Below are 26,784 nucleotides of genomic sequence, written 5' to 3'. Positions count from 1 at the left end.
ATCCCCTGCTCCCCGCGTTCCCCGCCGGCCCCACCGACCCCGCCAGCCCCACCGACTCCGCGAGCCCCGCCAGGCCCCATCAGCCCCGTCAGGCTCGGAAGGGGCCCCTCACCTCGTACGTGATCCCGCCCGACGAGCTGCCGCTCGTGCCGCGCTGACTGGAGAAGTAGAGGCGGGTGCCGTCCGGGGAGAAGGCCGGGCCCGTGATCTCCGACGCCGACTGGCCGTCCACCCGCAGGAAGGGTGCGACCACGTCGTCCGGGGTGATCACGCAGATCTCCAGGTTGCCGCCGTCCTCCGCCACGAACAGGTCGCCGGAGGCGGAGCCGGTGACGTTGTCGACCCCGGTGAGGGGTGCCGTGCCGGATGTCACCAGTGAGTCGTCGTAGGCGAGTTCGATCGTCTGGGCCGCCGCGTTGTACTGCCAGACCCGGTTGTCGCCCTTGGTCGTGAACCAGCAGGTGTCGTTCGCGTAGTAACAGCCCTCGCCGCCGTTGAAGTGCTTGGCGCCGGAGACCTGGGTGCGGGTGGCGGAGGCACCGGTGGGGTCGGGGACCCGGGTCCAGGTGACCGGGCCGCTGGTGGCCGTGCCGGCGACCATGACCTCCAGGGTGCCGGCGGCCAGGCTGCCCCAGGTCGTCGGGCGGAAACGGTAGAAACAGCCGTTCGTCTCGTCCTCCGTCAGATAGATCACCTGGCGGACCGGGTCGGCCGCCGCCGCCTCGTGTTTGAAGCGGCCCATCGCGTCCCGGCGCACCGCCGCCGTCACACCCCAGGGGTCTGTTTCGTAAACGTATCCACGGTCCACCTCCTCGCAGGACAGCCAGGTGCTCCACGGGGTCTTCCCGCCCGCGCAGTTCTGGCGGGTCGAGGAGAGGATGCGGTACGCGCCCGTGATCGCCCCGGCCGCCGAGAACCTCACCGCGCTCGCGCCGCCGGACGGGTTGATCTCCGAGTTGGAGACATAGATCCAGCCCGTGCCGTCCGGGTAACAGGCGCCGCCGTCGGGGGCGTTGTGCCAGGTGTACGACGTCCCGGACACCGTCTGGCCGGAGCGGGCGATCACCCGGCTGGTGAAGCCGGAGGGAAGGCGGATGCCGTTGGCGTCCGCGGCGCCGAGGGCTCCGTACGGGCCCGTGCCGGGCTGGGCGGGGGCCGCGTAGGCGGCGCCGCGCCAGAGGGTTCCGCCGAGTACGGCGGCGGAGCCGCCGATCGCGGCCGCACGCAGGAAGGTACGACGTTCCACGCTCACTCCCGGGGGTGGTGTGGGTGAACCGGCCCGTACGCCGGTCCCGGCGACGGGTGGTGCAGGGTCGTGCGCTGCCGAACGCTAGAAGCGCAGGGTAGCTGTGTCATGGCTGTGTCGTGGACATGTCGTGGCGAGGAGGTGCGAGGTCGGTTGCGGGGCAGGTGACCGGGCGTCGTCGTAGGCTGCCGGGGAACGGTGGAAGGAGCATGGCCATGGCCGGCTGGAGTGTGCGCGACATCCCTGATCAGAGCGGCCGCAACGCCGTCGTCACCGGGGCCAACAGCGGGCTCGGGTACGTCACCGCGCGCGAGCTCGCCCGGAAGGGGGCGCGGGTCCTGCTCGCCTGCCGGAGCGAGACGCGGGGGAGGGCGGCCGTCGAGCAGCTGCGCGGTGAAGTGCCCGACGGTGACGTGCAGTTGGGGCTGCTCGATCTCGGGGAGCTGGCCTCCGTAAGGGAGTTCGCGGGCTCACTGCCGTACGAGCGGCTGGATCTGCTCGTCAACAACGCCGGCGTGATGGCGCTGCCGTACGGCACCACCGCCGACGGGTTCGAGACGCAGTTCGGGGTGAATCACCTCGGGCACTTCGCCCTCACCGGGCTGCTGCTGCCCGCGCTGCTCGCCGCCACGGAGGGGCGTCCCGCGGACGGGCATCCCGCATCCGGGCCGGACGGCGCGCGGGTCGTGACCGTCTCCAGCATGGTCCACCTGCTCGGCAACATCGATCCCCACGACCTCAACTCCGAGCGTCGGTACCGTCGTTGGACCGCATACGGCCGTTCCAAGACCGCCAACCTGCTCTTCACGCACGAGCTGGCGCGCAGGCTCGCGGCGGCCGGATCCGACCTCGTCGCGGCGGCCGCGCACCCGGGGTATGCGGCGACCAACCTGCAGACGGCCGGGCCGCGCGCGGAGGGGCGTCGGGTCGCCGAGCGGCTGATGGCGCTCGGCAACCGGGTGATCGCCCAGTCCGCCGAGGCCGGCGCGCTGCCCGCCCTGTACGCGGCGACCGCGCCCGGCGTCCGCCCGGACTCGTTCACCGGGCCGTCCCTCGCGATGTGGCGCGGGGCGCCCGCACCCTCGCGGCGGGCCTCCTGGACCCTGGACGACCGGGCGGGGGAACGGCTGTGGAGCGCCTCCGAGCAGCTGACCGGGGTGTTCTACGACGCCCTCAAGGCCTGAGGAACGGTTCGGTTCACCGCGTCAGAGAATCGTTGCAACTCGTGGAGACCCGGACCTTGTTGGACCACGTGTCGGTGGCGATGTCCCACACCATCATCGTCGAGTCCTTCGCATAGCCGTACGCCGTGCAGTCCAGCAGGCCCGTCCGTACGTCGAAGGCGCCGCCCGGGCGGCCGGTGATCCGGCGGGCGACGGCGTCCTTCGTCCAGACCGGTATGCCGCGTGGGCCCGAGTCGCTGAAGAGGGCCATCCGTACCGTGCCGCCGATCGTGAAGCTCTGGCCGTGCATGTCGATGCCGTAGATGCCGACGGTGCTGCCACGGCGGGTGGCCCAGGCGTACGGGGCGCTGCCGTATGCCTGGGCCTGGACGGACTGCCCCGCGGCGGACCGGCTCAGGGCGGACTGCCCCGGGGCGGGGGCAGACGCTGATGCTGATGCATAGGTTCCGGTGAGCGTGGCGATCGCCGTTGCCGCGGCGACGACGGCCGCGGTGCGCGAGGTGTGCGAAAGGTTCATGGTCGTCCCCCGATCTCCGTCGGCCGCGCTGCCGTGCGCGGCCGATGACCTGAGGGACACCGGACCGCGCACCCGGGTTGCGACCGCGGCGGGGGTTCCGGGAGGGTGCGGAAGCGCGGGGGTGGTACGGGCGACCGGGCGTGCGTGGCTGCCGAGGGGCCCGTGACCCACGATGACGGCTGCCCTGCACGTGTTCCCCTGCACGTGTTCCCCTGTGCCTGTTCCCCTTGCGCCTACCGCTGCGCGTACCCCGGGGCGTATTCCTCCGAGTACCCCTGCCCGTGGTCCCGGCCGTACCCCCGCCCGTAGCCCTGCCCATAGTCCTGGCCGTATCCCCGCCCATGGTCCTGGCCGTATCCCTGGCTGTCGTACTCCCCTCCGGAGTCCTGGCCGTATCCCGGGCCCGGGGCGAACTCCTCCGCGTACCTCTGGGCGAAGTCCTCCGGCATCGGTGTGGTGTCCAGGTAGAACCACTCGGCGGTGGGGCCGGGGCTCATGGCGGAGGCGGTTGCCGGGGTGGGGTGGCGGTGGGGCAGTGGGTCGGTCTGCGGGGGCGGGTCGGCCGCCGGCGCCGTGTCCTCCGGCACGGGCAGACGTTTCGCCGGGCCCGGCAGCAGGAGCTCCACCCGTAGGCCCTTGCCGCGCTGCTGGGCCGTGAACTCCTCCACCTGGCTGCGGCAGGCGTGGTCGAGGTGGGTCACGCCGGTGAGGTCGAGCCGGATCCGGGGCTTGCCCGCCTCCGCCGCGGACTCCAGGGCCTCGATGACCTGGGGCAGCCGCAGGAACGTCGCGTTCCCGGCCATGACCACCTTCGCCGTGTCCTCCTCGAGGTGCTGCTTGATGACCGTCTGCGACATGCGCACCGCCGCCAGCACGATGCCCGCCGCGAGGCCGATCAGGACGCCCTCCAGGAGAGCCGTCGCCACGATGACCAGCGTGGTGAGCGTCATGACCGCGAACTCGCCGCGGTCCTGCCGCCACATCTTCGGGAACTCCTCGGGCGCGAAGAGCTTCCAGCCGCTGTGGACGAGGACGCCCGCGAGGACCGAGATCGGGATCAGGGCCAGCACCTGGGGGAGCAGGAGGGCGAAGGCCAGCAGCCACAGGCCGTGCAGCGTGCGGGAGAGCCGGGTCTTGGCGCCCGCCTGGACGTTCGCCGAACTACGCGCCACCACCGCCGTGATGGGGAGCGCGCCGAGCAGGCCCGCGAGGGTGTTGCCCGCGCCCTGGGCGATCAGCTCGGGGTTGTAGCGGGTGCGCGGGCCGTCGTGCATACGGTCCACCGCGGCCGCCGTGAACAGGGACTCGGCGGAGGCGATCACCGTGAAGGTCAGGATCGCCGTGATGATCCCGGGGTTCGCCAGGCCCGCGAACTGCTCCGCGCCCGGCACGTTGACCGAGGCCAGCAGGTTGCCCACCTGGAGCGTCTTGATCTCGACACCCGGGAGCGCGGCCACCGCGATGCCGATGCCGACGGCGACCAGGGCCGCGGGCACCTTCTTGACCGGTCCCGGCATCTTCTTCCACAGGAAGCTCAGGACGACCGTGACGATGCCCAGGCCGGCCGCGATCATCGCCTGCGGGTTGGCCAGCGTGTCCGTGATCAGGCCGGGGATGCCGGCCATGTTCTCGAGCGGGGTGCCCGGAGCCTTCGCGTCCATCGCCGGGTACGCCTGGCCGAACATCAGCGGCAGGCCGATGCCCGCGAGCATGCCCTGGACGACGGCCAGGGAGATCGCCTGGAAGAACCGGCCCAGTCGCACCAGGCCGAGGACGATCTGCAGGATGCCGGAGAAGAGCACGATCACGCCGAGCATCGCCACGCCGTACTCCAGCACGGTCTCCGCGACCAGCGCGGCGAGACCGGCGGCCGGGCCGCTCACCTGGAGCGTGCTGCCGCGCGCCGCGCCCACCACCAGGCCGCCGATGACGCCCGAGATGATGCCCAGCTCGGCGGGGACGCCCGAGGCGACGGCCACGCCGATGCACAGCGGGAGCGCGACCAGGAACACGACGAGGGACGCGGTGATCTCGGTGGCCAGATCGGCTTTCGGACCCGAGGCTTTCGGACCCGAGGCCTTCGGACTGGAGGCTTTCGGACTGGAGGCTTTCGGACTGGATGCCCTCGGACCAGAGGCCTTGCCGGCGGCCTCTTCACCGACTTGCCCCTCGGCCTGCCACCCGGCCTGCCTCCCGGCTTGCCACCCGGCCTGCCCCCCCGCCTGCCTCCCGGCTTGCCATCCGGCCTCCCCGTCGGTTCGCGGGGCGTGGGGTCCCCGCGCGGGCGGCCGAGGCATCCGCGTCGCCCGAGCCGTCGGAGCGGTCGGAGCCGTCCGACCCGTCGTGGGCGTCGCCGGTGTCGACGGCATGGGAGGCTTCAGCGGCGTCGAAGGGAACGCGGCCGTCGGGGAAGGCATGGGCCGCGGCGGCGGGCCGGTCAGGCCGGCCTCCTCGCCGAACGTACGGCCCCTTCCGTCGCTGGCGTCGGAGCCCGGGCCCCAACTCCGGCCGTGCCGGGCGTGTGCGCCGCTCATGCCGCGTGCACCCGGAACAGGCCGTCCTCGTCCAGCTCGTGCACCTGGCCGGTGTCCACCTCGTAGTACCAGCCGTGCAGACGCAGCCGACCCGTGTCGAGACGCCGCCGCGTCGCCGGGTAACTCCGCAGCACGGCAAGCTGGTTGACGACGTTCAGCTGGGCGACGTCCGGCATCGACGGGTCCTCGACATGGCCGTCCAGGACCGGCGCCAGCCGCGGGCGGGCCAGTTGCAGCCAGGCGTCCACACCGGGCAGGCCGGAGAGGTCGTCGCCGGACTTGAGCGCGCCCATCGCACCGCAGTGGGAGTGGCCGCACACCACGATGTCCTGAACGCCGAGCACCTCCAGTGCGTACTCGATGGTGGCCGCCTCGCCCGAGGCGCCCTGCCGGCCGTGCGGCGGAACGATATTGCCTGCGTTTCGCAGCTCGAATATCTCGCCGGGTCGTGCGCCCGTTATCAGGGCTGGAATCACCCGCGAGTCCGAGCAGGTGATGAACAATGCCTCGGGATATTGGCCTTCGGCCAATCGTCGGTATTCGCCGCTTTCGAAGTCGACCCGCCGCTTGAACGAGCGGGCGCGGTCCAGCAGTGCCTTCACGGATCCTCCCAGTTCAGAGCTGGTCGGCGTGGGGGTCCGACCAGTTCCTCATCACCGTAGAGGAGGCAATGCCAGGCGAAGGTTAGAGGAACACTAAACCGCCGACAAGAATGGGACAGTTTTCGTCCGGAGTTGAGTGGCTGCTCACATTGCCCGGGAGGCGTAGGCGGTTTCCTGACCGTTCTTGTAGCGTGTCAGTTCCACTGAACACGCGAATTCGGTTCACGGGAGAGACGGGAACGCATGGGTGTACGAGTCCTGCTCATCGAGGACGACCGGACGATCGCCGAACCGCTCGTCGAGGGCCTTGGGAACTTCGGGCTGACGGTGCATCACGTCGCCACCGGCAACGAGGGGTTGAGGGCGCAGTACGGCGATGTCGTCCTGCTCGACCTGGGGTTGCCCGACATCGACGGCATCGACGTCTGCCGAGGCATCCGGCAGACCTCCGACGTCCCCATCATCATCCTCAGCGCGCGCGGCGAGGAGGCCGACCGTGTGCTGGGCCTGGAGCTGGGTGCCGACGACTACCTGGCGAAACCGTTCAGCATGCGTGAGCTGGTGGCGCGGGTGCGTGCGGTGACCCGGCGGACCCAACGGCGGGCGGAGCCGGGGCAGTCGGCGGTCGGCGATCCGTTCGGCGGCGAGTCCTTCGCGGGCGCGGGCGTCGGCGCGGCGCCCTTCGCCGAAGCGGCGCCGCAGCTCCTCGCCGAACCGGCGCCGCCGGCTCCCGTACGGCCGGGGCCCGCCGCCCTCGCCACCGCCGCCACCGCCGCCGTCCCCGGCACCGGCGCCGTCGGTCCTCTGGTCGTCGACCGGCGGACCCGGCAGGTGTGGGTGGGGGAGGAGACGGTGACGCTGACGCCCAAGGAGTTCGAACTGCTCGCGCTGCTCACCGAGGACCCCGGGGCCGTGTACTCGCGGCAGCAGATCCTCGACCGCGTGTGGGACCCGCACTACCAGGGGCCGACGAAGACGCTGGACGTCCATGTGGCGACCCTGCGGCGGAAGTTGGGCAACCCGGCGTGGATCCAGACCCTGCGCGGCGTGGGCTTCCGGCTGGCCGTGCACACCTCCTCACCGGGCGCGCAGCAGGCCTACGCGCCCACGGTGCCTGCCCAGACCGCACCCGTCCAGGCCGCCCCCGCCCAGCCCACGTACGTCCAGTCCGCGTACGAGCCGGAGTCCTTGGCCTACGAGGAGCCGCCCTCGGCCTACGAACCCCGGCGCTCCTACCCCCACGAGGCCTACGAGAGCTTCGACAGCTTCCAGCCCCAGCAGCGCTCGGCGGCCTACCGATGACCCGTCGGCTGCTGCTCAGCTACCTCACGCTCGCCGCCCTGGTGCTGCTCTGTCTGGAGATCCCGCTCGGCTATGTGTACTCGCGGGGTGAGCGGGACCGGGTGATCAACCTGGCGAAGGACGAGGCCGAGTCGGTGTCGGCGTACGCCTCGCTCTCCATCTCGGCGGGCCGGGAGGCACAGGATCTGCCCGCGCGGGCCGCGCACTGCGCCGCACGCATCGGCGGCAAGGTGCTGATCGTCGACGAGGGCGGCAAGCTGCTGGCCTCCTCGCATCCGCTCACCGAGCGCGAGGAGGGCGACCTCGCCACCTGGCCGGGGATCGCCGCCGCGCTGCAGGGGACCGCCACCGCGGACGTCCGCACCTCCACCATCGGCGGGGTGCAGTACCTCGCGGTGGCCACCCCGGTGGCGCACGGCGTCGAGGAACAGGGCGCCGTGCGGATCACCCTGCCGACCCGCATGGTGTCCGAACGGGTCCACCACGTCTGGCTGTTGCTGGCGCTCGGCGGACTCGCGGCGCTCACCGCGGTCGCCGCCCTCGGCTTCGTCATCGCCCGCTGGACCGGTCGGCCGATCCGTGAACTGGAGCGTGCGACCCATGAGTTGGCCGTAGGCGGTGCCGCCACGCCCGTCGCGATCACCAACGGGCCGCCGGAGGTGCGCAGTCTCGCCGCGACCTTCAATCGCACCGCCGCCCGGCTGGAACATCTGCTGGCCTCCCAGCGGGCGTTCGCCGGTGAGGCCTCGCACCAGCTGAAGACGCCCCTCGCGGCGCTGCGGCTGCGGCTGGAGAACCTCGAGAACGACATCGCCCTGAACGCCCGAGGCTCGCTCACCGCCGCGCTGACCGAGACCGACCGGCTGGCCCGGATGGTCGAGGGGCTGCTCGCGATGGCCCGGCTCGACGAGAGCGCCGCCGAACGCGAGACGATCGACCTGGGCCGGGTGTGCGCGGAACGGCACCGGGCCTGGACGCCGCTGTTCGAGCAGCACGGGGTCTGGCTGGCGCTGGCGGGGGACTACGACGGCGAGGTGCTGGCGCTGCCCGGGGCGGTGGAGCAGATCCTCGACAACCTGCTGTCCAACGCCCTGCGCGTGGCGCCTCCGGGCTCCACGGTCTCCGTCGACCCGCGCTGCCACACCCCCCACGAGCGCCGTTTCCCGCATCGCGGCCCGCACCGCCCGGCCGGTCCGGCGTGGGTGGAGCTGCACGTCATGGACGAGGGCCCCGGGATGACCGAGGAACAGCGCCGACGCGCCTTCGACCGCTTCTGGCGCGCCCCGGACGCCCCCAAGGGCGGCACCGGCCTGGGCCTCGCCCTGGTGCAGCGCCTCGCCCACGCGAGCGGCGGCGAGGTGGTCCTGCGGCAGGCGCCGCGCGGCGGCCTCGACGCGGTGGTCCGGCTCCCCGCGGTGCCGGCCCGTCCCGGCGCCGACGGCATCCCCGCCCAGCGTCAGGCAAGACGCCTCCAGACCACGGCCCCGGGCCCACGCTGACCGCAACGGCTGCCGCCGTCAGGCCGCGCGTACCTGAGGTCGCGTGTACCTGAGGTCGCGTGTACCTGAGGTCGTGCGTACCTCAGGCCGCGCGTACCTCGTACGTGGCGATGCGCACCGTTTCGTCGTCCAGGCATTCGCCGGTCCGCAGGTCGAAGCGTTGCTTGAGGAGTGGGGAGGCGACGAAGGGGCGGCCCTGGTGGGTGCCGGTCAGGCCGCGGGAGAGGACGGCCGCGCCGCCGAAGGGGTCGCGGTTGTCGACGGCGAACAGGGTGCCGGAGCGGTCGCGGAACAGGGCGACCTGGCGGCCGTCCGGCAGGAGCGCGGCCACGCCCCGGCCGGGGACGAGCCGGCTCAGGTCGCAGACCGTGAACCAGTCGTCTTCCAGCTGGAGTTGGACCTTCAGGTCGGTGGTCTCGGGTGCCAGGGTCATCGCTGGGCGCTCCCTTCCAGGGGACGGTGGCCGATGGTGAGCAGCGGCAGGTCGGGCTTGATCTGGTCGCGCTCGGGGACGAAGCCGACGACCGGGTCGGGGGTGTCCGGCGCGTTGACGAAGGACACGAACCGGGCGAGCTTCTCGGGGTCGTTGATGGTGGTCGCCCACTCGTCGGCGTAGTGCGCCACATGGGCCGTCATCAGGGACTCCAGCTCCTCGCAGATGCCGAGGGAGTCCTCGACGACCACGTCCCGGACGTGGTCCAGGCCGCCGGGGATGCGCTCCAGCCAGGTCGAGGTGCGCTCCAGGCGGTCCGCCGTGCGGATGTAGAACATCAGGAAACGGTCGATCAGGCGGATCAGTTCGGCGTCGGTCAGGTCCTGGGCGAGGAGGTCCGCGTGGCGCGGGGTCGCGCCGCCGTTGCCCCCCACGTAGAGGTTCCAGCCGTTGGAGGTGGCGATGATGCCGAAGTCCTTCGACTGGGCCTCGGCGCACTCGCGGGCGCACCCGGAGACCGCCGACTTGAGCTTGTGCGGGGAGCGCAGCCCGCGGTAGCGCAGCTCCAGGTCGATCGCCATGCGGACGGAGTCCTGGACGCCGTAGCGGCACCAGGTCTGGCCGACGCAGGACTTCACCGTGCGCAGGGACTTGCCGTAGGCGTGCCCGGACTCGAAACCGGCGTCCACCAACCGCGTCCAGATGAGGGGGAGTTGCTCGACCCGTGCGCCGAACATGTCGATCCGCTGGCCGCCGGTGATCTTCGTGTAGAGGCCGAAGTCACGGGCTATCTCACCGATCACGATCAGCCCCTCGGGGGTGATCTCGCCGCCGGGGATGCGCGGGACGACCGAGTAGGAGCCGTTCTTCTGGAGGTTGGCGAGGAAGTGGTCGTTGCTGTCCTGCAGGGCCGCCTGCTCGCCGTCCAGGACATAGCCGCTCGCGCCGATCGTCGGGGCGAGGGAGGCGATGATCGAGCCGACCGCCGGCTTGCAGACCTCGCAGCCGTCGCCGCCCTTGGCGCCGTCGCGGCCGTAGCGGTCCAGGAGATCCTGGTAGGTGTTGATGCGCAGGGCGAGGACGATCTCGTACAGCTCCTCGCGGGTCTGGCCGAAGCAGCCGCACAGGCCCTTGTCGACCTCGACGCCGCTCGCCTCCAGCTCGGCGGTGACCAGCTGGCCGAGGACCTTCACACACGAACCGCAGCCGGTGCCGGCCTTGGTGCACTTCTTCACCTCGGGCACGGTGGTGCAGGAGTGCTCCGTCACCGCGCCGCGGATCGTGCCCTTGCTGACGTTGTGGCAGGAGCAGACGATCGCGGTGTCCGGCAGCGCGGACGGGCCGAGCTGGACGGACTCGCCGGCGCCGGCCGGCAGCACCAGCGACTCGGGGGAGACGGGCGGGACCGAGCCGGTGAACGCGCGCAGGGTGCCGTAGGCCTCCGCGTCGCCGACCAGGATGCCGCCGAGCAGCGTGCCGTCGCGGCCGATGACCAGCTTCTTGTACAGGCCCGAGCGGGAGTCGGAGTAGACGACGTCGAGGCAGTCCTCGGCGGTGCCGTGCGCGTCGCCGAAGGACGCCACGTCGACGCCGAGCAGCTTCAGCTTGGTGGAGAGGTCGGCGCCCGTGAAAGCGGCCTCGTCGGCGGCGATCGTCGCGGCGGCGGTGGCGGCCTGCTCGTAGCCGGGGGCGACCAGGCCGTACACCCGGCCGTCGGCGGCCAGCGCGCACTCGCCGATCGCGAACACCTGCGGGTCGGCGACCGTGCGGCACTGCTCGTCGACCGCGATGCCGCCGCGCTCGCCGACCGTCAGTCCGCAGTCGCGGGCAAGCTGGTCGCGGGGGCGGACGCCGGCGCTGAACACCACCAGGTCGGTGGCGAGTTCGGAGCCGTCGGACAGCTTCATGCCGGTGACGGCGCCGTCCTCGCCGACCACGATCTCCTGCGTGCCGACGCCGGTGTGGACGCTCAGGCCCATGTCCTCGATGGTGCGCAGCAGGGCCGCGGCGCCGCCCGCGTCGACCTGGACGGGCATCAGCCGGGGCGCGAACTCCACGATGTGGGAGGTGAGTCCGAGACCCTTCAGCGCGCCCGCGGCCTCCAGGCCCAGCAGACCGCCGCCGACCACCGCGCCGGTCGTGGCGCGCGACTTCGCGTACTCCTCGATGGCGAGGAGGTCCTCGATCGTCCGGTAGACGAAGCAGCCCTCGGCGTCCTTGTTCGGGACGGGCGGCACGAAGGGGTAGGAGCCGGTGGCGAGGACGAGCGTGTCGTACTCGAAGACCTGACCGGAGCGGGCGGTGACCTTCTTCGTCTCGCGGTCGATCGTCTCCGCCGGGTCGCCGACGTACAGCTCGATGCCGTGCGCGGCGATGAAGTCCATGTCGGTCATGGACAGTTCCTCGGGCGTCTTGCCCGAGAAGTACGAGGTGAGGGCGACGCGGTCGTACGCGGGGCGCGGCTCCTCGCACAGGACGACCACGCGGTGCGTGGCGGTCAGGCCGCGCTCGGCGAGCGCTTCGAGGAAGCGCTGGCCGACCATGCCGTGGCCGACGAGCACGATCGTGGGGGTGGCCCCCAGGGTGGCGGTCATCAGGAGCCTCCGTCGTTGGTGAGCAGGTGGAGCAGGGGGCCGTCGTCGGGGAGCGGCTCTGCTCCCTCCCAGGCGCGCGCGAGCGCGCCGACGGTGCCGAGTTCGCCGACGAGAACCCCGCCGACCAGGCGGTCGTCGCGGACGACGACCTTGCGGTAGGTGCCGCGGGTGGCGTCGGCGAGCTGTACGACGTCGTCGCCGGGGCGCGGCTCCGTCTCGCCGAACGCGGCGAGGTCGAAGGCGTTGTTCCCGGAAAGGCCGAAGGCGTTGTTTCCGGCGTTGTTCCCGGCGAGCGTGAGCCGGGTGAGGGCGCGGGTGCCGCCGTACCGCGCGGTCGCGTCGCCGGCGAGCAGCTCGGCCAGCACGTCGGCCTGTTCCAGCGCCGGGGCGGCGAGGCCGTACACGGTCCCGTCGTGCTGTGCGCAGTCGCCGATCGCGCGGATGTGCGGGTCGGACGTGCGCAGTTCGTCGTCCACGAGGACGCCCTTGTGGACGGCGATCCCCGCGTCCTTGGCGAGTCCGGCGCGCGGGGAGACCCCGCAGGCCAGCACCACCAGGTCGGCGCCCAGGGTGTAGCCGTCGGCCATCTCCACCGAGCGGACGGCCCCGCCGACGCAGCGCACGTCGCGCACCCGGCACTCGGTGTGCACCTCGACGCCGAGGTCCTCGAGGTGCCGCAGCACCAGCTTGGAGGCGCTCGGGTCGAGCTGGCGCTCCATGAGGCGCTCGGCCTGCTGGGCGAGGACGACCTGTGCGCCGCGCACCGCGAGCGCGCGGGCGGCGGAGACCCCGAGGAGCCCGCCGCCGATGACGACCGCCCGCACGCCCGGCCGCACCGCCTTCGACAGACCGAGGCAGTCGTCCATGGTCCGGAAGGCGTGGACGCCCTCGGGGAGAACGTGGTCCGGGGTGAACAGACCGCGCAGCGGCGGCAGCACCGGGTTGGAGCCGGTGGCCAGGACGAGTGTGTCGTATGCGATCTCCGAGCCGTCCGCGCAGGCCACGGTCCGCCGGCCGCGGTCGATGCCGGTGACCCGGGCCCGCACCAGTCGGGCGGGCGCGGGCAGCGCGATCACCTCGGGGGCGTACCGGCCGGCCAGCACCTCGGCGAGCAGCACCCGGTTGTAGGGCCGGTGCTCCTCCTCGCCGACGAGCAGCGCGGGCGCACCCAGCTCGCCGAGCCGGCGGGCGAGTCGTACGCCCGCGAGGCCGGCGCCGAGCACCACCACACGCGAATTCGAGGTCATGTCCAGGAGCGTGCGATGCCGACGTTACCCGGCGGCATCACGGTTGTTTCCCGCGAGGAACGCTGCCCTCAGCGGGGCCCGGGCGCAGGTGTGAGGGTTCGCCCAGGAGGTCAGCGGACGCCCGTGAGGTGGGCGAAGACGACCACGTTGCCCTGGTAACCGGTTGCCCGTGAGTATCCGCCGCCGCAGGTGATCACCCGCAGCTCGGGCCGCTCGGCGGGGCCGTAGACCTTCTCGTCGGGAAACGAGTCTGCGCGATACACCTCTACCGCGTCCACCGTGAACACGGCCACGCTTCCGTCGCGCCGGTCCACCTCGATGGCGCCGCCCTTGCGCAGGGCGCCCAGGTCGTAGAAGACGGCGGGCCCGTCGGCGTTGTCGACATGGCCGGCGACGATCGCGGTGCCCGTCTCACCGGGGGTGGTGCCGGCCTCGTACCAGCCGGCGAGGTTCTTCTTCGCGGCCGGCGGGACGTCGAGGCTGCCGGAGGCGGTCAGGGCCAGGCCCATCAGGGGGGCGTCCACGTGGAGCGCGGGGATACGGACGCGGTCGGGCGGGGAGGGCGGCAGCGCGGGCGCCCCGGCCCCCTCGGCGTCCCGGGCGGCATGCGCCTGTGCGGCGGACGGCTGCGGCGGGGCGTGCGTCTCGACGCCGCTGCGCAGCAGCCATGCGCCGCAGCAGAGGGCGACCACGGTGACCGCCGCTATCGCGGAGTTGCCGACCTTGCGCATGCCGAGAACCTCCCGTGGGTGCTCCGTGAGCGGGAACCCCGTGCCCCCTCCGGGCCGCGAGGGGCGTCGGACCCGGAGGGGGAGGGGACATGCGGTACCGGCGGACGGACAGCGGAGGGTGTCCGTCAGATCCCGTCGCCTCTCGCCCGGCGATGCAGGAGCCAGGTACCGCCCGCGGCGGCGACGGCGAGAGCCGCCACACCGGCCGCGGTCTGTACGGGGTCGGGGCCCAGTGCGCCGCCGACCCCCGTCTTCACACTTCCTCGCGGATGCACCGCCTGCCGGTCCGAGGCCAGCACGACCACCAGGTCCCCGGTGATCCGCCGCCCGTTCGCGGCGCACTCCGCGACGATCTCGTACGTCCCCGGCTGCGCGCTCGGCGGCACCTGGAACTGCCCGATCGCCTCGCCGTCGTGCGTGGTGGGCGCGAGCGGGAAGCGGCCGGCGCCCACCGCCCCGGCATCGCCCGCCGCGGCCTCGCCGTCCCCGCACGCCGCCGTGTTCACCGAGACCTGCCCGCCCGGCACCGCGGTGGACGGGTACACGTCCAGGCGGCCGACGCCGGCCGTGGTACCGGCGGCGTGGGCGGGCGCGGCGAGTCCGGCCGCGGTGGTGACGGCGAGCGCGGTACCGGTCAGCAGCCGGGCTGCGGTACGGGCGGTACGTCGTCGCATCGGTGCTCCTCACGAGCTCTTCGGTCGCGTCCCTGCCCTTCCGAGGTAAGTCGCAGCGCGGCGAGCGCGCTTCCTGAGAGTCCGTCAGAAATGGGATGAATGGGTGTCAGACGAGCTGCGGAGGGGCCCGTCCGTGCCTGCGTTTCGGCAGGTCATCGGCGTGCGGGCAGCTTTGTCGCGGATGGCGCGGAAATGCGTCCGCAGGGGGTGTGAACGGGTGATCCGGCCTCGTCCGCTCACCGTCGGGTGAGCCAGTCCCCGCCCTCGATCAGCTTTCCCCGGGTCCGCAGCCGGGCGGCGACGACGGGCGCGGCGAGGTACGTCCAGGCGCGCACGGGCCCTTCGGAAGCCGGGCCGCCGCCGCGGAGCACCTCGCACTCGACGCGCTCGTACAGGTTGCGCGGGTCGCCGGGGGCGTACTCCTCCAGCCGGTCGAGTTCGGCGAGCAGCCGGGCGTACGCCTCCGGGCGGGCGGTGACGAGCTCCCCGGCGACGGTCGCGCCCGTTCCGTCCGGCGCCTCGACCGCGTACGGATAGCCCGGCCCGTCGTACAGCAGCGCGCCCGGCAGTCGGGCCGGCTCTTCGCGCAGGGTCCTGCCGCGCAGGAAGAGGTCGTGGTTGACCTCGCCGGGGCGGAGGGTGCCGTAGACGAAGAAGGGGAGTTCGGGGGCGCTCACGGAAACGATTCTCCCCCTTCTCTTCCCCTTCACCGATGCTGACCGATCCTCACTCGTCCCCCGCGTAGGCGCTATGGACATGACATGTCATGGCCTCTTGAATGCCAGGACGAACTCGGCACCACCCTCGCGCCACCCCCGAGTCACCCCCGAGTCACCCCCACGCGCGCCCCCCACGGCGCCTTCTCGAGGAGACCGAAGACACTGATGAGTCGGATACGGCAGCACGTCCGAGGTTCCCGTCTCGCCACCGCCGGCATCGCCGCCACCACGGCCACGCTCCTGGCCGCCGTACTCTCCCCGGTCGCGGACGCGGCCGACAGACCGACCCGGGCCACCGCCCTCGACAACGCGGCGGAGGCCCTCGCCGACCACGCGGCGGCCCTGGGCCTCACCCCGCTGCAGGGCACGTCCGTGCGCGACGTGATCGTGGACAAGGACGGCGCCCAGCACGTCCGCTACGACCGCACCTACCGCCAACTCCCGGTACTCGGCGGCGACTTCGTGGTCCACCTGGCCCCCGACGGCACGTACCGCAGCGCGAACCGGGCGACGGGCGCGGCGATCTCGCTGCCGACCATCGCCCCCGCCCTCTCCGCCCCCAAGGCCGCCGACGTCGCCGTGAACGCCCTGCGCGCGGTCAACCTGGGCGAGCCGCTGAAGCAGGTGAAGGCCAAGCCGCAGCTGGTCGTCGACGCCCTGCACGGCGCCCCGAAACTGGCCTGGCGGACGAACGTCGTCGCCCTGGACTCGCTCGGCAACCCGGTCGCCCGCGAGGTGCTGACCGACGCCCGCACCGGCGCCCAGATCGACGCCTGGGACAGCATCGAGACGGCCACCGGCGACGGCAACTCCCTGTACGGCGGCACGGTCCCGCTTCAGACGACCCTCTCCGGATCGACGTACCAGCTCAAGGACCCGACGCGCGGCAACACGTACACCGGCGACGCGGAGAACAAGACCGACCTGTGCATCTTCGGCATCTGCATCAGCCGCGCCCCGGCGACGCTGTTCACGGACGCCGACAACCACTGGGGCACCGGCGCGGCGACCGACCGCTCCACCGCCGCCGTCGACGCGCAGTACGGCACCGACGTCACGTGGGACTACTACAAGAACGTCCACGGCCGCAACGGCATCGGCAACGACGGCAAGGGCTCCTACAACCGGGTCCACTACGGCAACAACTACGCCAACGCCTTCTGGGACGACAGCTGCTTCTGCATGACGTACGGCGACGGCAACGCGACGCAGCTCGGCCCGCTGGTGGCGCTGGACGTGGCAGGCCACGAGATGTCCCACGGCGTGACGTCGAAGACGGCCAACCTGACCTACTCGGGCGAGTCCGGCGGCCTCAACGAGGCCACGTCCGACATCTTCGGCTCGCTGGTCGAGTTCTACGCGGGCAACGCCTCCGACGCCGGCGACTACCTCATCGGCGAGAAGATCGTCCGCTCCGGCTTCGGCCGGGACGCCCTGCGCTACATGGACAAGCCGAGCAAGGACGCCAACTCCGCCGACTACTGGAGCAGTTCGGTGGCCAACCTCGACGTCCACTACTCCTCGGGCGTCGCCAACCACTTCGCCTACCTCCTCGCGGAGGGCAGCGGCACGAAGACGATCAACGGGGTCACCTACAACTCCCCGACGTACAACGGCGCCACGCTCACCGGCATCGGCCGCGACAAGCTCGGCGCGATCTGGTACCGGGCCCTGACCGTCTACATGACGTCCTCGACGAACTACGCGGGCGCGCGGACGGCCACCCTCAACGCCGCCAGGGACCTCTACGGCAGCGGCAGCACGGAGTACAACGCGGTGGCGGCGGCCTGGAGCGCGGTCAACGTGAATTGACTTCCTCGTGGCCGGATCACCCGCTAGGCTCCCCCGGCGCGCACGTCCGGCGCGCGCTGGGGGATCAGGGTGACCAGGGGGTACCGGGGGTAATGGGGGACATGGGCGAGGAAGTCGGCGTGGCCGAGAAGGGGCCCAACGCTTGGGCCCAGGCTACGGCGGCGCTGGTCGTCGTCGGGGTCATCGGGGGCGGGCTGTTCGTGATGCAGAAGAACACGGCCGACGCCGTCGACAAGCCGGCCACCTGCTCGGCCGACGCCGAGGCCGGCAAGGAAGCCAAGGAAGCGGCTGCGGCGAAGCGTCTCTCGGCATCGCAGTTGTGCACGGCGCTCAACCGCGCGGACCTGCCCACGCTCCTCGGCACGCCGCAGGAGCAGGCGCGCGGGACGGGCCAGGGCACCACCGGTTCGGCCACGTCGCTCATCGGCGTCGTCCCCGAGGCGACCGTCACGCTGGACACCTACACCGTGAAGCTCTCGCGGTCCTACGACGACCTCCCGGTGGCCCAGCTGGAGGGCCTGCTGGACGGCGCGCAGAAGAAGACGATCCTCGGGCATCCCGCGGTGCTCTACTCGAGCCGGACGATCGCCATCCGTTTCAACCTCGGCGGCGGCAAGTCCGAATCCGGCCCCGGTTCCGTCGCCCGCAGCCTGCTCGTCGCCCCGGACGCCAAGGACGGCGGCGGCTCCTACGAGATAGCCATCTGGCGGCAGGACGAGCTGGTGCCCGACGACGCGGCCCTGATCCGCGTCGCACAGCAGGTGCTGCCGACGGTCCCCGGATGGACCGCCGGGTGAGCCGTTCCGCCACTCCGGGCGCCCTCGCGCGCGGTCTTCTGATCGGCGCCCTGGTCGGGGCGTCGTCGGCGATTCTGGTCGTCGGCGTCGTCCTCGAGAGAGGCTCCCTGTTGGTCGTCGGCCTGGCGCTGGCCGTGGTGCTCGTCGTGATCGGCGTCGTCGTGAGCGGACCGAGACGCGCCCGCGAGGCGGCCGTCCCGCGCCGCACGGCTCTCGCGATGATCGAGAGCCTGCGCGCGGACTCCACCGAGTCCGGGGACGTGCCGATCAGCTTCGAGCTCACGGTCGCGCCGGACGACGCACCGGCGTTTCGCGTGCAGCTCAGCCACAACGTCAACCTGGTCGACCTCCCCGACTACCGTCCGCGCGGGATCCTCGTCGTCGAGTACCCGGCGGACCGGCCCTGGCGGACCGGGATCGTCAAGCGGCCGACGCCGGAGTGGAAGAGCCGGGCGGCCGACGCCCTCATCGACTCCGCGCCCGAGTCCGCCCTCGTGCGACGGCCACCCGAGGAGCAGGCGTTCCGCGCCGGCTTCTTCGTCGGGCTGCTGCTCGGCGCGGCGGCCGTCCTCCTGCCGTTCCGCGCGGACCTGACGGGCCCGGACGGCTTCGGGTCGCCGGCCGCGTCCGAACCGTCCGTGTCCTCTTCCTCCTCCTCTTCCTCGTCGTCCACCACGGTCACCTCGACGTCGGTGTCCGGCACGGTCTCCGTCGGGCCGGACCGGTCGCTGCTCGACGAGGGCGAACTGCGCCGCGCGGTCGAGGCCTTGACCAAGGGCAAGGACGAGAACGCCGCACGGGCGATCACCGTGGTCGTCCAGGAGCGGCTGCTGACCGTGGTGTTCGCCCCCGCCGGCGCCGCCGTCCCGCAGTTCGACCTGGACGCCCTGCCCTACGCCCGCATCCCCGCCCTGGTCCGGGAGGCCACGAAGACCCTCGGCGCCGGCTCCCCGGGGACCTGGCAGCTCACCGCCGACCACCTCACCAACTCCCTCGCCCTCCGGGTCACCGTGACCGGCCCGGACGGCGCGGCCTCGCTCGACGCGGACGGCGCGGGGAAGATCGTGCGGCGCAGTCCGGCGCAGTGAGACGGCGGGAGGGCCGGCGCCTTCCGGCACCGGCCCTCCCGCCGTCTCGGTCGTTCCTCGTCAGGCGACCAGCTCCGGTTCCTCTGCCGGGGCCGTCTGCGCCGTCTGCGGCTTGCGGTCGCGCATCACCAGGGTCGCCAGGACGGCGGCGGCCAGGACGCCGATCGCGCTGACCGTGAACGTCGTCGTCATCGAGGCGGTGAAGGCCTCCCGGGCCGCCCGGACCAGACCGGCGTCCTCGCCGGCCACCGCCAGCGCCCCGCCGATCGACTGCCGGGCCGCCTCAGGGGCGTCGGCGGGCATCTCGGCGGCGAAGCCGCTGGTCAGCAGGGAGCCGAGGATCGCGATGCCGAGGGCGGTGCCGGCCTGCTGGATGGTGTCGTTCAGGGCCGAGCCGACGCCCGCCTTGTCCGCCGGGATGGTGCTCATCAGCGCGCCGACGGCGGCGGGCATCGCCAGACCCGCGCCGAGGCCGAGCAGCCCGAGGGATATCGCCGGGACGGTGAAGCCCGAGTCGGCGTCGACCGTCGTCAGCAGGGCGAAGCAGGCGACCATCACGAGCATGCCGGCCAGGATCACGAACCGGTTGCCGATCTTCTCGGCCAGCTTGACGCCCACGCCGTTGCCGATCAGCGCGGCGATGGCGAGCGGCAGGAAGGCGAGGCCCGCCTTGACGGGGGAGTAGCCGAGGACGAACTGCAGGTACTGGGTGAGGACCAGCAGCAGACCGCCGTTGCCGATCTGGACCAGGGCCAGCGAGAGCGAACCGCCGCTGAAGTTGCGGTGCTTGAACAGGACCAGCGGGACCATCGGCGACGCGGTGACGTTCTCCCAGATCACGAACCCGGCCAGACCGACGACGGCGACCATGAGGCTGACGGCGGAGCGGCCGCCGAACGCGCCGTGCTGCGGGATCTCGATGATCCACCAGACCAGCGCGGTCATGCCGACCGCGGACAGCACGGCGCCCAGCGGGTCCGCCTTCTGCCAGGGCGCCTTGGACTCCGGCATCAGCAGCACACCGGCGACGACGGCGAGGGCGACGACCGGGACGTTGATGAGGAAGATCGAGTGCCAGGAGAAGTGGTCGATCAGGACGCCGCCCAGGACCGGGCTGCCGACCAGCCCCAGCATCGACACCGAACCCCAGGCCGCCATCGCCTTGCCGCGCTCGTCCTCGTCGAAGACGGTGATGAGGATCGAGAGGGTGGAGGGCATGATCAGCGCCCCGCCGACGCCCATCGCGGTGCGCACGGCGATCACCTCGCCGGGGCTGGTGCAGATCGTCGCGGCGAGTGAGGCCGCCCCGAAGAGCACCAGGCCGATCAGCATCACCTTCCGGCGGCCGAAGCGGTCGCCGAGGCTGCCCGAGGTGAGCAGGAGACCCGCGAAGACCAGGATGTAGGAGTCGAGGATCCACTGCGTGTCCTGGGCGGTGGCGCCGAGGTCCTCGGTCATCGAGGGGACCGCGACCGTGAGCGCCATGCTGTCGATCGTCAGGACCACCGTGCTCAGGCACAGCACGACGAGGATCCACCAGCGGCGGGGGTCGCGCCCGCTCCCACTGTTCTCGGCACGCGCTTCCATGGTTTCTCCCCTGTTGTGTGCGAACGCTGTTCCTTCGATGCGCACACTGTACGCATGGCGGAACAGTGTGCGCAAGTGTTGAACTCTGTACGCTGGAAGCGCACGTTGTACGCACCGGAGTGTGGGAGAGCCCATGGCAGCCAAGGCGAAGAACCCGAACCCCGTCCCGTCCGTCTGGGCCCGGCAGCAGCGCGAGCCCGACCAGCCCGCACTGAGCAGGGCGGCGATCGTCCGCGAGGCGATCACGATGCTGGACGCCGACGGCGTCGAGGCGCTGAGCATGCGCAAGCTGGGCGCCCGGCTGAACGCCGGCGCGACCTCCCTCTACCGGCACGTCGCCACCAAGGACGAGCTGATGGAGCTGGCGGTGGACGAGGTGGCCGGCGAGATCCACGTCCCGCCCGCCGACACGCCCGACTGGCGGGCCGCCGTCACCGAGGCCGCGGGCTCGTTCCGTACGACGGCGCTACGGCACCCCTGGCTGTCCTCGGTCCTCGGCCAGGCCGGCCTCGCCTACCTCGGCCCCAACCTCATGGCCTTCTCGGAGAAGCTGGCGGCGCTGTTCACCGCGGCGGGCTTCCCCGAGCCGAGCGGCGCGATCGACACGGTCCTGTCGTACGTGATCGGCATGAGCACCACGGAGGCGGCCTGGCTCACCACGGTCGCCCGCTCCGGCGAGACCGAGGCCGACTTCATCGCCCGCCTGATGCCCGCCGCCCAGCAGGCCGCCGCCTCCTACGACCACCTCTCCGAGGGGTACGCGGCCGGTGCCGCCGCGGTGGGCAACCCGGTCGCCCTGCGCGACGCCAAGTTCGCCTATGGCCTGGACGTCGTCCTGGACGGCCTGGCGCTACGACTGCCCCGCTGACTCAGGGGTTGGCCATCTCCACCCGCACCGCGCACACCTTGAACTCCGGCATCCTCGAGGTCGGGTCCAGCGCCGGGTTGGTCAGGGTGTTGGCGCGGCCCTCGCCCGGCCAGTGGAACGGCATGAAGACCGTGTCCGGGCGGATTCCGGTGGTGATGCGGGCCGGCGCGACGGCCCGTCCCCGCCGGGACACGACCGCCAACGGGTCGCCCTCGGCCGCCCCGAGCCGCGCTGCCAGCCGGGGGTGCAGCTCCACGAACGGGCCGGGAGCGGCGGCGTTCAGCTCGTCCACGCGCCGGGTCTGGGCGCCGGACTGGTACTGCGCCACGACCCGCCCGGTGGTGAGCAGCACGGGGTAGTCGTCGTCCGGCTCCTCGGCGGACGGCCGGTGCGAGACCGGCACGAACCGGGCCCGGCCGTCCGCAGTGGCGAACCGGTCGAGGAAGAGCCGGGGAGTGCCGGGCGGCACCGGACGGTCGTCGTCCGCCGAACCGTCGTCGTCGGCCGAACGGTCTTCGTCCGCCGGACCCTCTTCGTCGGCCGGGCAGGGCCAGAACACGCCTTCGCCCGCCCCCTCCGCCAGCCGCTCGTAGCTGATCCCGGAGTAGTCCGCGATGCCGCCCGCGCTGGCCCGCCGCAGCTCCTCGAAGACCTCCTCGGGCTCGACCGGGAACCCCTTCTCGACGCCCAGCCGCGCCGCCAGCTCGTGCAGCACCTCCAGGTCGCTGCGCACACCCTCCGGAGCGGTGATCGCCCGCTGTCGCAGCAGCACCCGCCCCTCCAGGCTGGTGGTCGTCCCCGTCTCCTCCGCCCACTGGGTGACCGGCAGGACGACGTCCGCGAGGGCCGCGGTCTCCGACAGGACGACGTCACAGACGGCGAGGAAGTCGAGGGACTTGATGCGCTCCTCGATGTGCGCGGCGCGCGGGGCCGACACCACCGGGTTCGACCCCATCAGCAGCAGCGACCGCACATCGGACCCCAACGCGTCCAGCAGTTCGTAGGCGCTGCGGCCCGGTCCGGGCAGCGAGTCGGGGTCGACGCCCCACACCTCGGCCACATGCGCTCGCGCCGCCGGGTCGTCCAGCTTGCGGTAGCCGGGCAGTTGGTCGGCCTTCTGGCCGTGCTCGCGCCCGCCCTGTCCGTTGCCCTGTCCGGTCAGACAGCCGTAGCCGCTGAGCGGCCGCCCGGCCCGGCCCGTCGCCAGGCACAGGTTGATCCACGCGCCGACCGTGTCGGTCCCCTTGGACTGCTGCTCGGGCCCGCGCGCGGTGAGCACCATCGCCGCCTCCGGCTGGCAGAACAGCCGCACGGTCTCCCGGAGTTCAGGAACGGACACCCCCGTGATCCGCTCCACGTACTCCGGCCAGTGGGCCATGGCGGCCGCCCGCGTCTCCTCCCAGCCGACGGTCCGCTCACGCACGTACTCCGCGTCGACCCGCCCCTCGGCGACGATCAGATGCAACAGGCCGAGCGCCAGCGCGAGATCCGTCCCCGGGCGGGGCGCGAGGTGCAGGTCGGCCTGCTCGGCGGTCTTGGTCCGCCGCGGGTCGATGACGATCAACGTGCCGCCGTTCTCCCGCAGTTCGTTGAAGAACCGCAGCGCGGGCGGCATCGTCTCGGCGAGGTTGGACCCGACCAGGATCACGCACCCCGTCCTCGGGATGTCCTCCAGCGGGAAGGGCAGCCCCCGGTCGAGCCCGAACGCCTTGATGCCGGCCGCCGCCGCGGACGACATGCAGAACCGGCCGTTGTAGTCGATCTGCGAGGTGCCGAGCACGACCCGCGCGAACTTGCCGAGCGTGTACGCCTTCTCGTTCGTCAGCCCGCCCCCGCCGAACACCCCGAGCGCGTCCGGCCCGTGCTCCGTGCGGATGCGGCCCAGCTCCCCGGCGATCCGGTCCAGCGCCTCGTCCCAGCCGGCCGGCACGAGCTCGCCGTCGGCGGAACGCATCAACGGGGAGGTCAGCCGGACGCCCGGCGCCAGCACCGCGGGAGCCGTACGCCCCTTGCCGCACAGGGCGCCCCGGTTCACCGGGAAGTCCGTGCGCTCGACCACCTCGACGCCCCCCGTGGGCAGAGGCGACAGGGCCATCCCGCACTGCAGCGCGCAGTACGGGCAGTGGGTGGGCGTCGAGGCGGTCCGCATGCGCTCAGCGTGCGTCGGCCGTGTTACGCGCCGTGCGGTCTCCTGTTACGGCGGTGTGGGCGTGCCCTCCCCGACGGCCGGCCGACGCGGTGAGGCGCCGCTCACGGTGAGATACCGGGCACGCCGTCTGCCGCGAGCGCCCGCGCCACGCCCTGCTCCTTCGGCCCGAGGAACCGCGGATCCGGCTCGAACACCGCGTCCAGGGCCGCCTTGCCGGCCGCGAGGATCTCCCGGGTCCCGCCGTAGTACCAGGTCACGTCATGCTTCGCGTCGACCCCGACCCCGTACGAGTCCACCCCGGCCGCCTCACACAGGGCCACGGCCCGCCGGATGTGAAACCCCTGGCTGATCAGGACGGCCCGGTCGACCCCGAAGATCTTCTTGGCGCGGACGCAGGAGTCCCAGGTGTCGAAACCGGCGTAGTCGCTGACGATCCGCGCGTCCGGCACCCCGTGCCCGGTGAGATAGGCGCGCATGGCGTCGGGCTCGTCGTACTCCTTGCGGCTGTTGTCGCCCGTCACCAGGACGACCCTGATCCGGCCCTCCCGGTACAGCTTCACCGCCGCGTCCAGCCGGTGCGCGAGATACGGGGACGGCTCGCCGTCCCACAGCCCGGCGCCGAACACCACGGCGACCTCGGTGCGCGGTGCGTCGGCGGTCGTGCCGAGCCGGTCGGCCGTCGACACGAACAGCCAGGTGGCCGGCAGCAGCGCGAGCACACACCCGGCCATCACGGCCTGCACCAGCCGACGCCGCCCGGCAAGGGTGCGCGGCAGCCGCAGCCGCGGTCGCAGCCGACGGATGTTCATGAGGTGTCCCCCCGGTTCGACAGCACCCTCGATCCCCTTCGGTCCCGTTCGATCCCCTTCGACCTGGGAGGACGCGCGCTACGGTGATCCGGTTCGTTTCCCCGCCCTCGTTTCCTCGCCGTGTGTCCCGCGCCTCACACCGCGCCCGCTGCGGCGGTGAACCCCCGGAAAACACTCGTGACGGTCAGGCAACGGGGGTGCAACCTCGCCGCGTCAGGATCGGTGCATGAGCCAGCCAAGCCTCGTCCACCTCGCCGGCCGCCGGCGTCCCGGCCCGCCCGCGCTGGTCGTCGTCGCCCACGGCAGCCGCGACCCGCGCGCCCTGAGCACCGTCCGCACGCTCCTGGACCGGGTCCGCGAGCAGCGCCCCGACGTCGCGGTCCACCTCGGCCACATCGAGCTCAACGAGCCCCTGCTGACCGACACCCTGGCCGACCTGGACGCCCGCGGCACCATGGACGCCGTCCTGGTCCCGCTCCTCCTCGCCCGCGGCTACCACGTCAAGCGCGACATCCCCGAGATGGCGGCGACGGCCCGGGTACGCACACGCGTGGCCGCACCGCTGGGCCCGCACCCGCTCCTGGTGGACACCCTGCGCACCCGCCTGATCGAGGCCGGCTGGAACCCGGAGATGACGGACGAGGAACGCCGCACGAGCGCGGTGGTCCTGGCGGCGGCAGGCTCCCGGGACCCCGACTCGGCGGTGGACACCCGCCGCACGGCCGACCTCCTGGCCCGCAGCCTGCGCGTCCCGGTGATCCCGGCCTACGCCACCACGGCGACCCCGACGATCCCGACCGCGCTGCGCGCCCTGGCGGCGAGGGGCCGCGACCGGATCGCGATCGCCTCCTACTTCACCGCCCCCGGCCGCTTCGCGACAGAGTGCGCGGCAGCGGCCCCCTGGATCGCCTCGGCCCCCCTGGGCACCCACTCCGCGATGGCCGACCTCCTCCTCCACCGCTACGACCAGGCAGCCGCAACAGGGGCCGGGACCAACGCCGCTTAAGGGGTACAGCAGCCCACCTGGCGCCCAATTGTCACTACCGCCGCTTACTGTCGAGTCATGCCCTACGACGAGCCGTCAACAGAACGCTGGGCTGCGGAGCCCGACAAGCGTCCAGGCCGCACCGCCTTCCAACGCGACCGCGCCCGCATCCTTCACTCCTCGGCGCTGAGAAGGCTCGCGGGCAAGACCCAGGTCGTCACCCCGGGCGAACGCAGCCAGGTGTGGGACGCCACCCCACGCACCCGCCTCACCCACTCCCTGGAGTGCGCCCAGGTCGGCCGGGAGCTGGGCGCGGCCCTCGGCTGCGACGCGGACCTGGTCGAGGCGGCCTGTCTCTCGCACGACCTCGGCCACCCCCCTTTCGGCCACAACGGCGAGCAGGCCCTCAACGACTTCGCCCAGGACTGCGGCGGCTTCGAGGGCAACGCCCAGTCGCTGCGGCTGCTCACCCGCATCGAGCCCAAGCGCTTCACCCCCGAGGGCTCGGTGGGCCTCAACCTCACCCGGGCCACCCTCGACGCCGCCACCAAGTACCCGTGGCCCCGGGGCGCCCACCCCACCGACCCCGCGTCCCCCAAGTTCGGCGTCTACGAGGACGACCGGCCGGTCTTCGACTGGCTCCGCAAGGAGGCCCCCGGCACGCGCACGTGCTTCGAGGCCCAGGTCATGGACTGGGCGGACGACGTGGCGTACTCGGTGCACGACGTGGAGGACGGCCTGCACGCAGGACACATCGACCCCAACGTCCTGCACGCCGAACCGGAGCGCCAGGAGGTCTACCGGGTCGCCGTCGGACGCTATGTGCCCGCCGACACCGATCTGGCCGAACTCGCCGCCGCCCTCGACCGCCTCCAGGAGGAGGAGTGGTGGCCGCACGGCTACGACGGCACGGCCACGGCCCAGGCCCGGCTGAAGGACACCACCAGCCAGCTCATCGGCCGCTTCTGCCTCGCCGCCGAGGGCGCCACCCGCGCGCGACACGGCACCGGTCCCCTCACCCGCTACGACGCCGAACTCGTCGTGCCGCACGAGACGCGCCTGGAGTGCGCCGTCCTCAAGGCGGTCGCCGACCGGTACGTCATGCAGCGCGTCGAACAGGAGCGGCTGCGGGCCGACCAGCGCATCGTCATCAGCGAGCTCGCCGAGGCCCTCACCGTCCGCGCCCCCGACGGCCTCGACCCGCAGTTCCGCTCTCTGTTCGACCAGGCCCCCGACGACCGCGCCCGCAAGCGCGTCGTCGTCGACCAGGTCGCCTCCCTCACCGACGCCTCGGCCCGCTCGCTTCACACCCGTCTTACCGGGCACACGAGACGGTGACGGGGGCGCTCCCGGTGCGCCCAAACGGGCCCGAACACGCCTCGGCGAGCCTTGATCGGGCACGTCCCC

21 protein-coding genes and 1 pseudogene are annotated in these 26,784 nt (G+C 72.5%); 9 read left to right on the top strand and 13 right to left on the bottom strand.

The window, feature by feature from the left end:
- Positions 1-88: 88 nt before the first annotated feature.
- A complete protein-coding gene (locus ABZ725_RS30985) occupies positions 89-1,246 on the bottom strand; it encodes an alkaline phosphatase PhoX (RefSeq protein ID WP_358805805.1) in 1,158 nt (385 codons plus the stop codon).
- Positions 1,247-1,461: 215 nt separating this feature from the next.
- Here ABZ725_RS30985 and ABZ725_RS30980 point away from each other — a divergent pair, with 215 nt between their 5' ends.
- Positions 1,462-2,430: an oxidoreductase gene (locus ABZ725_RS30980; RefSeq protein ID WP_358805804.1), complete on the top strand. Its 969-nt coding sequence runs from the start codon at positions 1,462-1,464 to the stop codon at positions 2,428-2,430.
- A gap of 13 nt (positions 2,431-2,443) precedes the next feature.
- Here ABZ725_RS30980 and ABZ725_RS30975 read toward each other — a convergent pair whose 3' ends face one another.
- The 3 genes from ABZ725_RS30975 to ABZ725_RS30965 all read right to left on the bottom strand — a co-directional run bounded on the left by ABZ725_RS30975 (position 2,444) and on the right by ABZ725_RS30965 (position 6,083).
- Positions 2,444-2,947: a hypothetical protein gene (locus ABZ725_RS30975; RefSeq protein ID WP_358805803.1), complete on the bottom strand. Its 504-nt coding sequence runs from the start codon at positions 2,945-2,947 to the stop codon at positions 2,444-2,446.
- A gap of 233 nt (positions 2,948-3,180) precedes the next feature.
- The gene (locus ABZ725_RS30970) at positions 3,181-4,989 is read right to left on the bottom strand and encodes a SulP family inorganic anion transporter (protein WP_358805910.1); all 1,809 of its coding nucleotides are present in this window, start codon (positions 4,987-4,989) and stop codon (positions 3,181-3,183) included.
- Between the two features lie 488 nt (positions 4,990-5,477).
- Positions 5,478-6,083, bottom strand: coding sequence for a carbonic anhydrase (locus ABZ725_RS30965; RefSeq protein ID WP_351914928.1), 606 nt, complete (start codon positions 6,081-6,083; stop codon positions 5,478-5,480).
- Positions 6,084-6,326: 243 nt separating this feature from the next.
- Between ABZ725_RS30965 and ABZ725_RS30960 the strand changes: the two are divergent.
- Positions 6,327-7,151: pseudogene (locus ABZ725_RS30960) on the top strand (response regulator transcription factor); the annotation flags it as partial.
- A 230-nt stretch (positions 7,152-7,381) separates the two neighbouring features.
- Complete coding sequence (locus ABZ725_RS30955; RefSeq protein WP_358805802.1) at positions 7,382-8,884, top strand: HAMP domain-containing sensor histidine kinase; 1,503 nt, start codon at positions 7,382-7,384, stop codon at positions 8,882-8,884.
- An 82-nt stretch (positions 8,885-8,966) separates the two neighbouring features.
- Here the strand turns inward: ABZ725_RS30955 and nirD are convergent, their stop codons facing one another.
- The 6 genes from nirD to ABZ725_RS30925 all read right to left on the bottom strand — a co-directional run bounded on the left by nirD (position 8,967) and on the right by ABZ725_RS30925 (position 15,240).
- Positions 8,967-9,317: a nitrite reductase small subunit NirD gene (nirD, locus tag ABZ725_RS30950; RefSeq protein WP_351914924.1), complete on the bottom strand. Its 351-nt coding sequence runs from the start codon at positions 9,315-9,317 to the stop codon at positions 8,967-8,969.
- A complete protein-coding gene (gene nirB / locus ABZ725_RS30945; protein WP_358805801.1) occupies positions 9,314-11,911 on the bottom strand; it encodes a nitrite reductase large subunit NirB in 2,598 nt (865 codons plus the stop codon). Before nirB ends, nirD begins: the two co-directional genes overlap by 4 nt.
- Positions 11,911-13,158 carry an FAD-dependent oxidoreductase gene (locus ABZ725_RS30940; RefSeq protein ID WP_358805800.1) on the bottom strand — a complete coding sequence of 416 codons (1,248 nt, stop codon included), beginning with the start codon at positions 13,156-13,158 and terminating at the stop codon, positions 11,911-11,913. The genes nirB and ABZ725_RS30940 overlap by 1 nt, the downstream gene beginning before the upstream one ends.
- 110 nt (positions 13,159-13,268) lie before the next feature.
- On the bottom strand, positions 13,269-13,889 hold the full coding sequence (locus tag ABZ725_RS30935) for a class F sortase (RefSeq protein ID WP_358805799.1): 621 nt from the start codon (positions 13,887-13,889) through the stop codon (positions 13,269-13,271).
- Positions 13,890-14,014: 125 nt separating this feature from the next.
- Positions 14,015-14,563 (bottom strand): hypothetical protein, encoded by a 549-nt coding sequence (locus tag ABZ725_RS30930; protein ID WP_358805798.1) that lies wholly within the window; start codon positions 14,561-14,563, stop codon positions 14,015-14,017.
- Positions 14,564-14,799: 236 nt separating this feature from the next.
- Positions 14,800-15,240, bottom strand: a complete 441-nt coding sequence (locus ABZ725_RS30925) for a gamma-glutamylcyclotransferase family protein (protein WP_358805797.1) — start codon at positions 15,238-15,240, stop codon at positions 14,800-14,802.
- Between the two features lie 207 nt (positions 15,241-15,447).
- Here ABZ725_RS30925 and ABZ725_RS30920 point away from each other — a divergent pair, with 207 nt between their 5' ends.
- The 3 genes from ABZ725_RS30920 to ABZ725_RS30910 all read left to right on the top strand — a co-directional run bounded on the left by ABZ725_RS30920 (position 15,448) and on the right by ABZ725_RS30910 (position 18,979).
- Positions 15,448-17,094 (top strand): M4 family metallopeptidase, encoded by a 1,647-nt coding sequence (locus tag ABZ725_RS30920; protein ID WP_358805796.1) that lies wholly within the window; start codon positions 15,448-15,450, stop codon positions 17,092-17,094.
- Between the two features lie 101 nt (positions 17,095-17,195).
- Positions 17,196-17,891: a DUF6215 domain-containing protein gene (locus tag ABZ725_RS30915; RefSeq protein ID WP_358805795.1), complete on the top strand. Its 696-nt coding sequence runs from the start codon at positions 17,196-17,198 to the stop codon at positions 17,889-17,891.
- Positions 17,888-18,979, top strand: coding sequence for a hypothetical protein (locus ABZ725_RS30910; RefSeq protein ID WP_358805794.1), 1,092 nt, complete (start codon positions 17,888-17,890; stop codon positions 18,977-18,979). The genes ABZ725_RS30915 and ABZ725_RS30910 overlap by 4 nt, the downstream gene beginning before the upstream one ends.
- Positions 18,980-19,039: 60 nt before the next feature.
- Here ABZ725_RS30910 and ABZ725_RS30905 read toward each other — a convergent pair whose 3' ends face one another.
- On the bottom strand, positions 19,040-20,566 hold the full coding sequence (locus ABZ725_RS30905) for an MFS transporter (RefSeq protein ID WP_358805793.1): 1,527 nt from the start codon (positions 20,564-20,566) through the stop codon (positions 19,040-19,042).
- 133 nt (positions 20,567-20,699) lie between these two features.
- Between ABZ725_RS30905 and ABZ725_RS30900 the strand changes: the two genes are divergently transcribed.
- Positions 20,700-21,434 (top strand): TetR/AcrR family transcriptional regulator C-terminal domain-containing protein, encoded by a 735-nt coding sequence (locus tag ABZ725_RS30900; protein WP_358805792.1) that lies wholly within the window; start codon positions 20,700-20,702, stop codon positions 21,432-21,434.
- A gap of 1 nt (position 21,435) precedes the next feature.
- On the opposite strand, the gene ABZ725_RS30895 is transcribed toward ABZ725_RS30900, so the two are convergent.
- On the bottom strand, positions 21,436-23,583 hold the full coding sequence (locus ABZ725_RS30895; RefSeq protein ID WP_358805791.1) for a molybdopterin oxidoreductase family protein: 2,148 nt from the start codon (positions 23,581-23,583) through the stop codon (positions 21,436-21,438).
- A gap of 101 nt (positions 23,584-23,684) precedes the next feature.
- Entirely contained in the window at positions 23,685-24,392 is a 708-nt protein-coding gene (locus ABZ725_RS30890) for an ElyC/SanA/YdcF family protein (RefSeq protein ID WP_358805790.1), read from the bottom strand.
- Positions 24,393-24,618: 226 nt separating this feature from the next.
- Here ABZ725_RS30890 and ABZ725_RS30885 point away from each other — a divergent pair, with 226 nt between their 5' ends.
- Positions 24,619-25,398 (top strand): sirohydrochlorin chelatase, encoded by a 780-nt coding sequence (locus ABZ725_RS30885; RefSeq protein WP_358805789.1) that lies wholly within the window; start codon positions 24,619-24,621, stop codon positions 25,396-25,398.
- Positions 25,399-25,455: 57 nt separating this feature from the next.
- On the top strand, positions 25,456-26,715 hold the full coding sequence (locus tag ABZ725_RS30880; RefSeq protein ID WP_358805788.1) for a deoxyguanosinetriphosphate triphosphohydrolase: 1,260 nt from the start codon (positions 25,456-25,458) through the stop codon (positions 26,713-26,715).
- Positions 26,716-26,784: the final 69 nt, after the last annotated feature.

The sequence above is a fragment of the Streptomyces sp. NPDC006872 genome (assembly GCF_040635845.1).
Taxonomy (GTDB): Bacteria; Actinomycetota; Actinomycetes; order Streptomycetales; family Streptomycetaceae; genus Streptomyces.
This window is presented reverse-complemented; position numbering and strand designations above follow the sequence as displayed.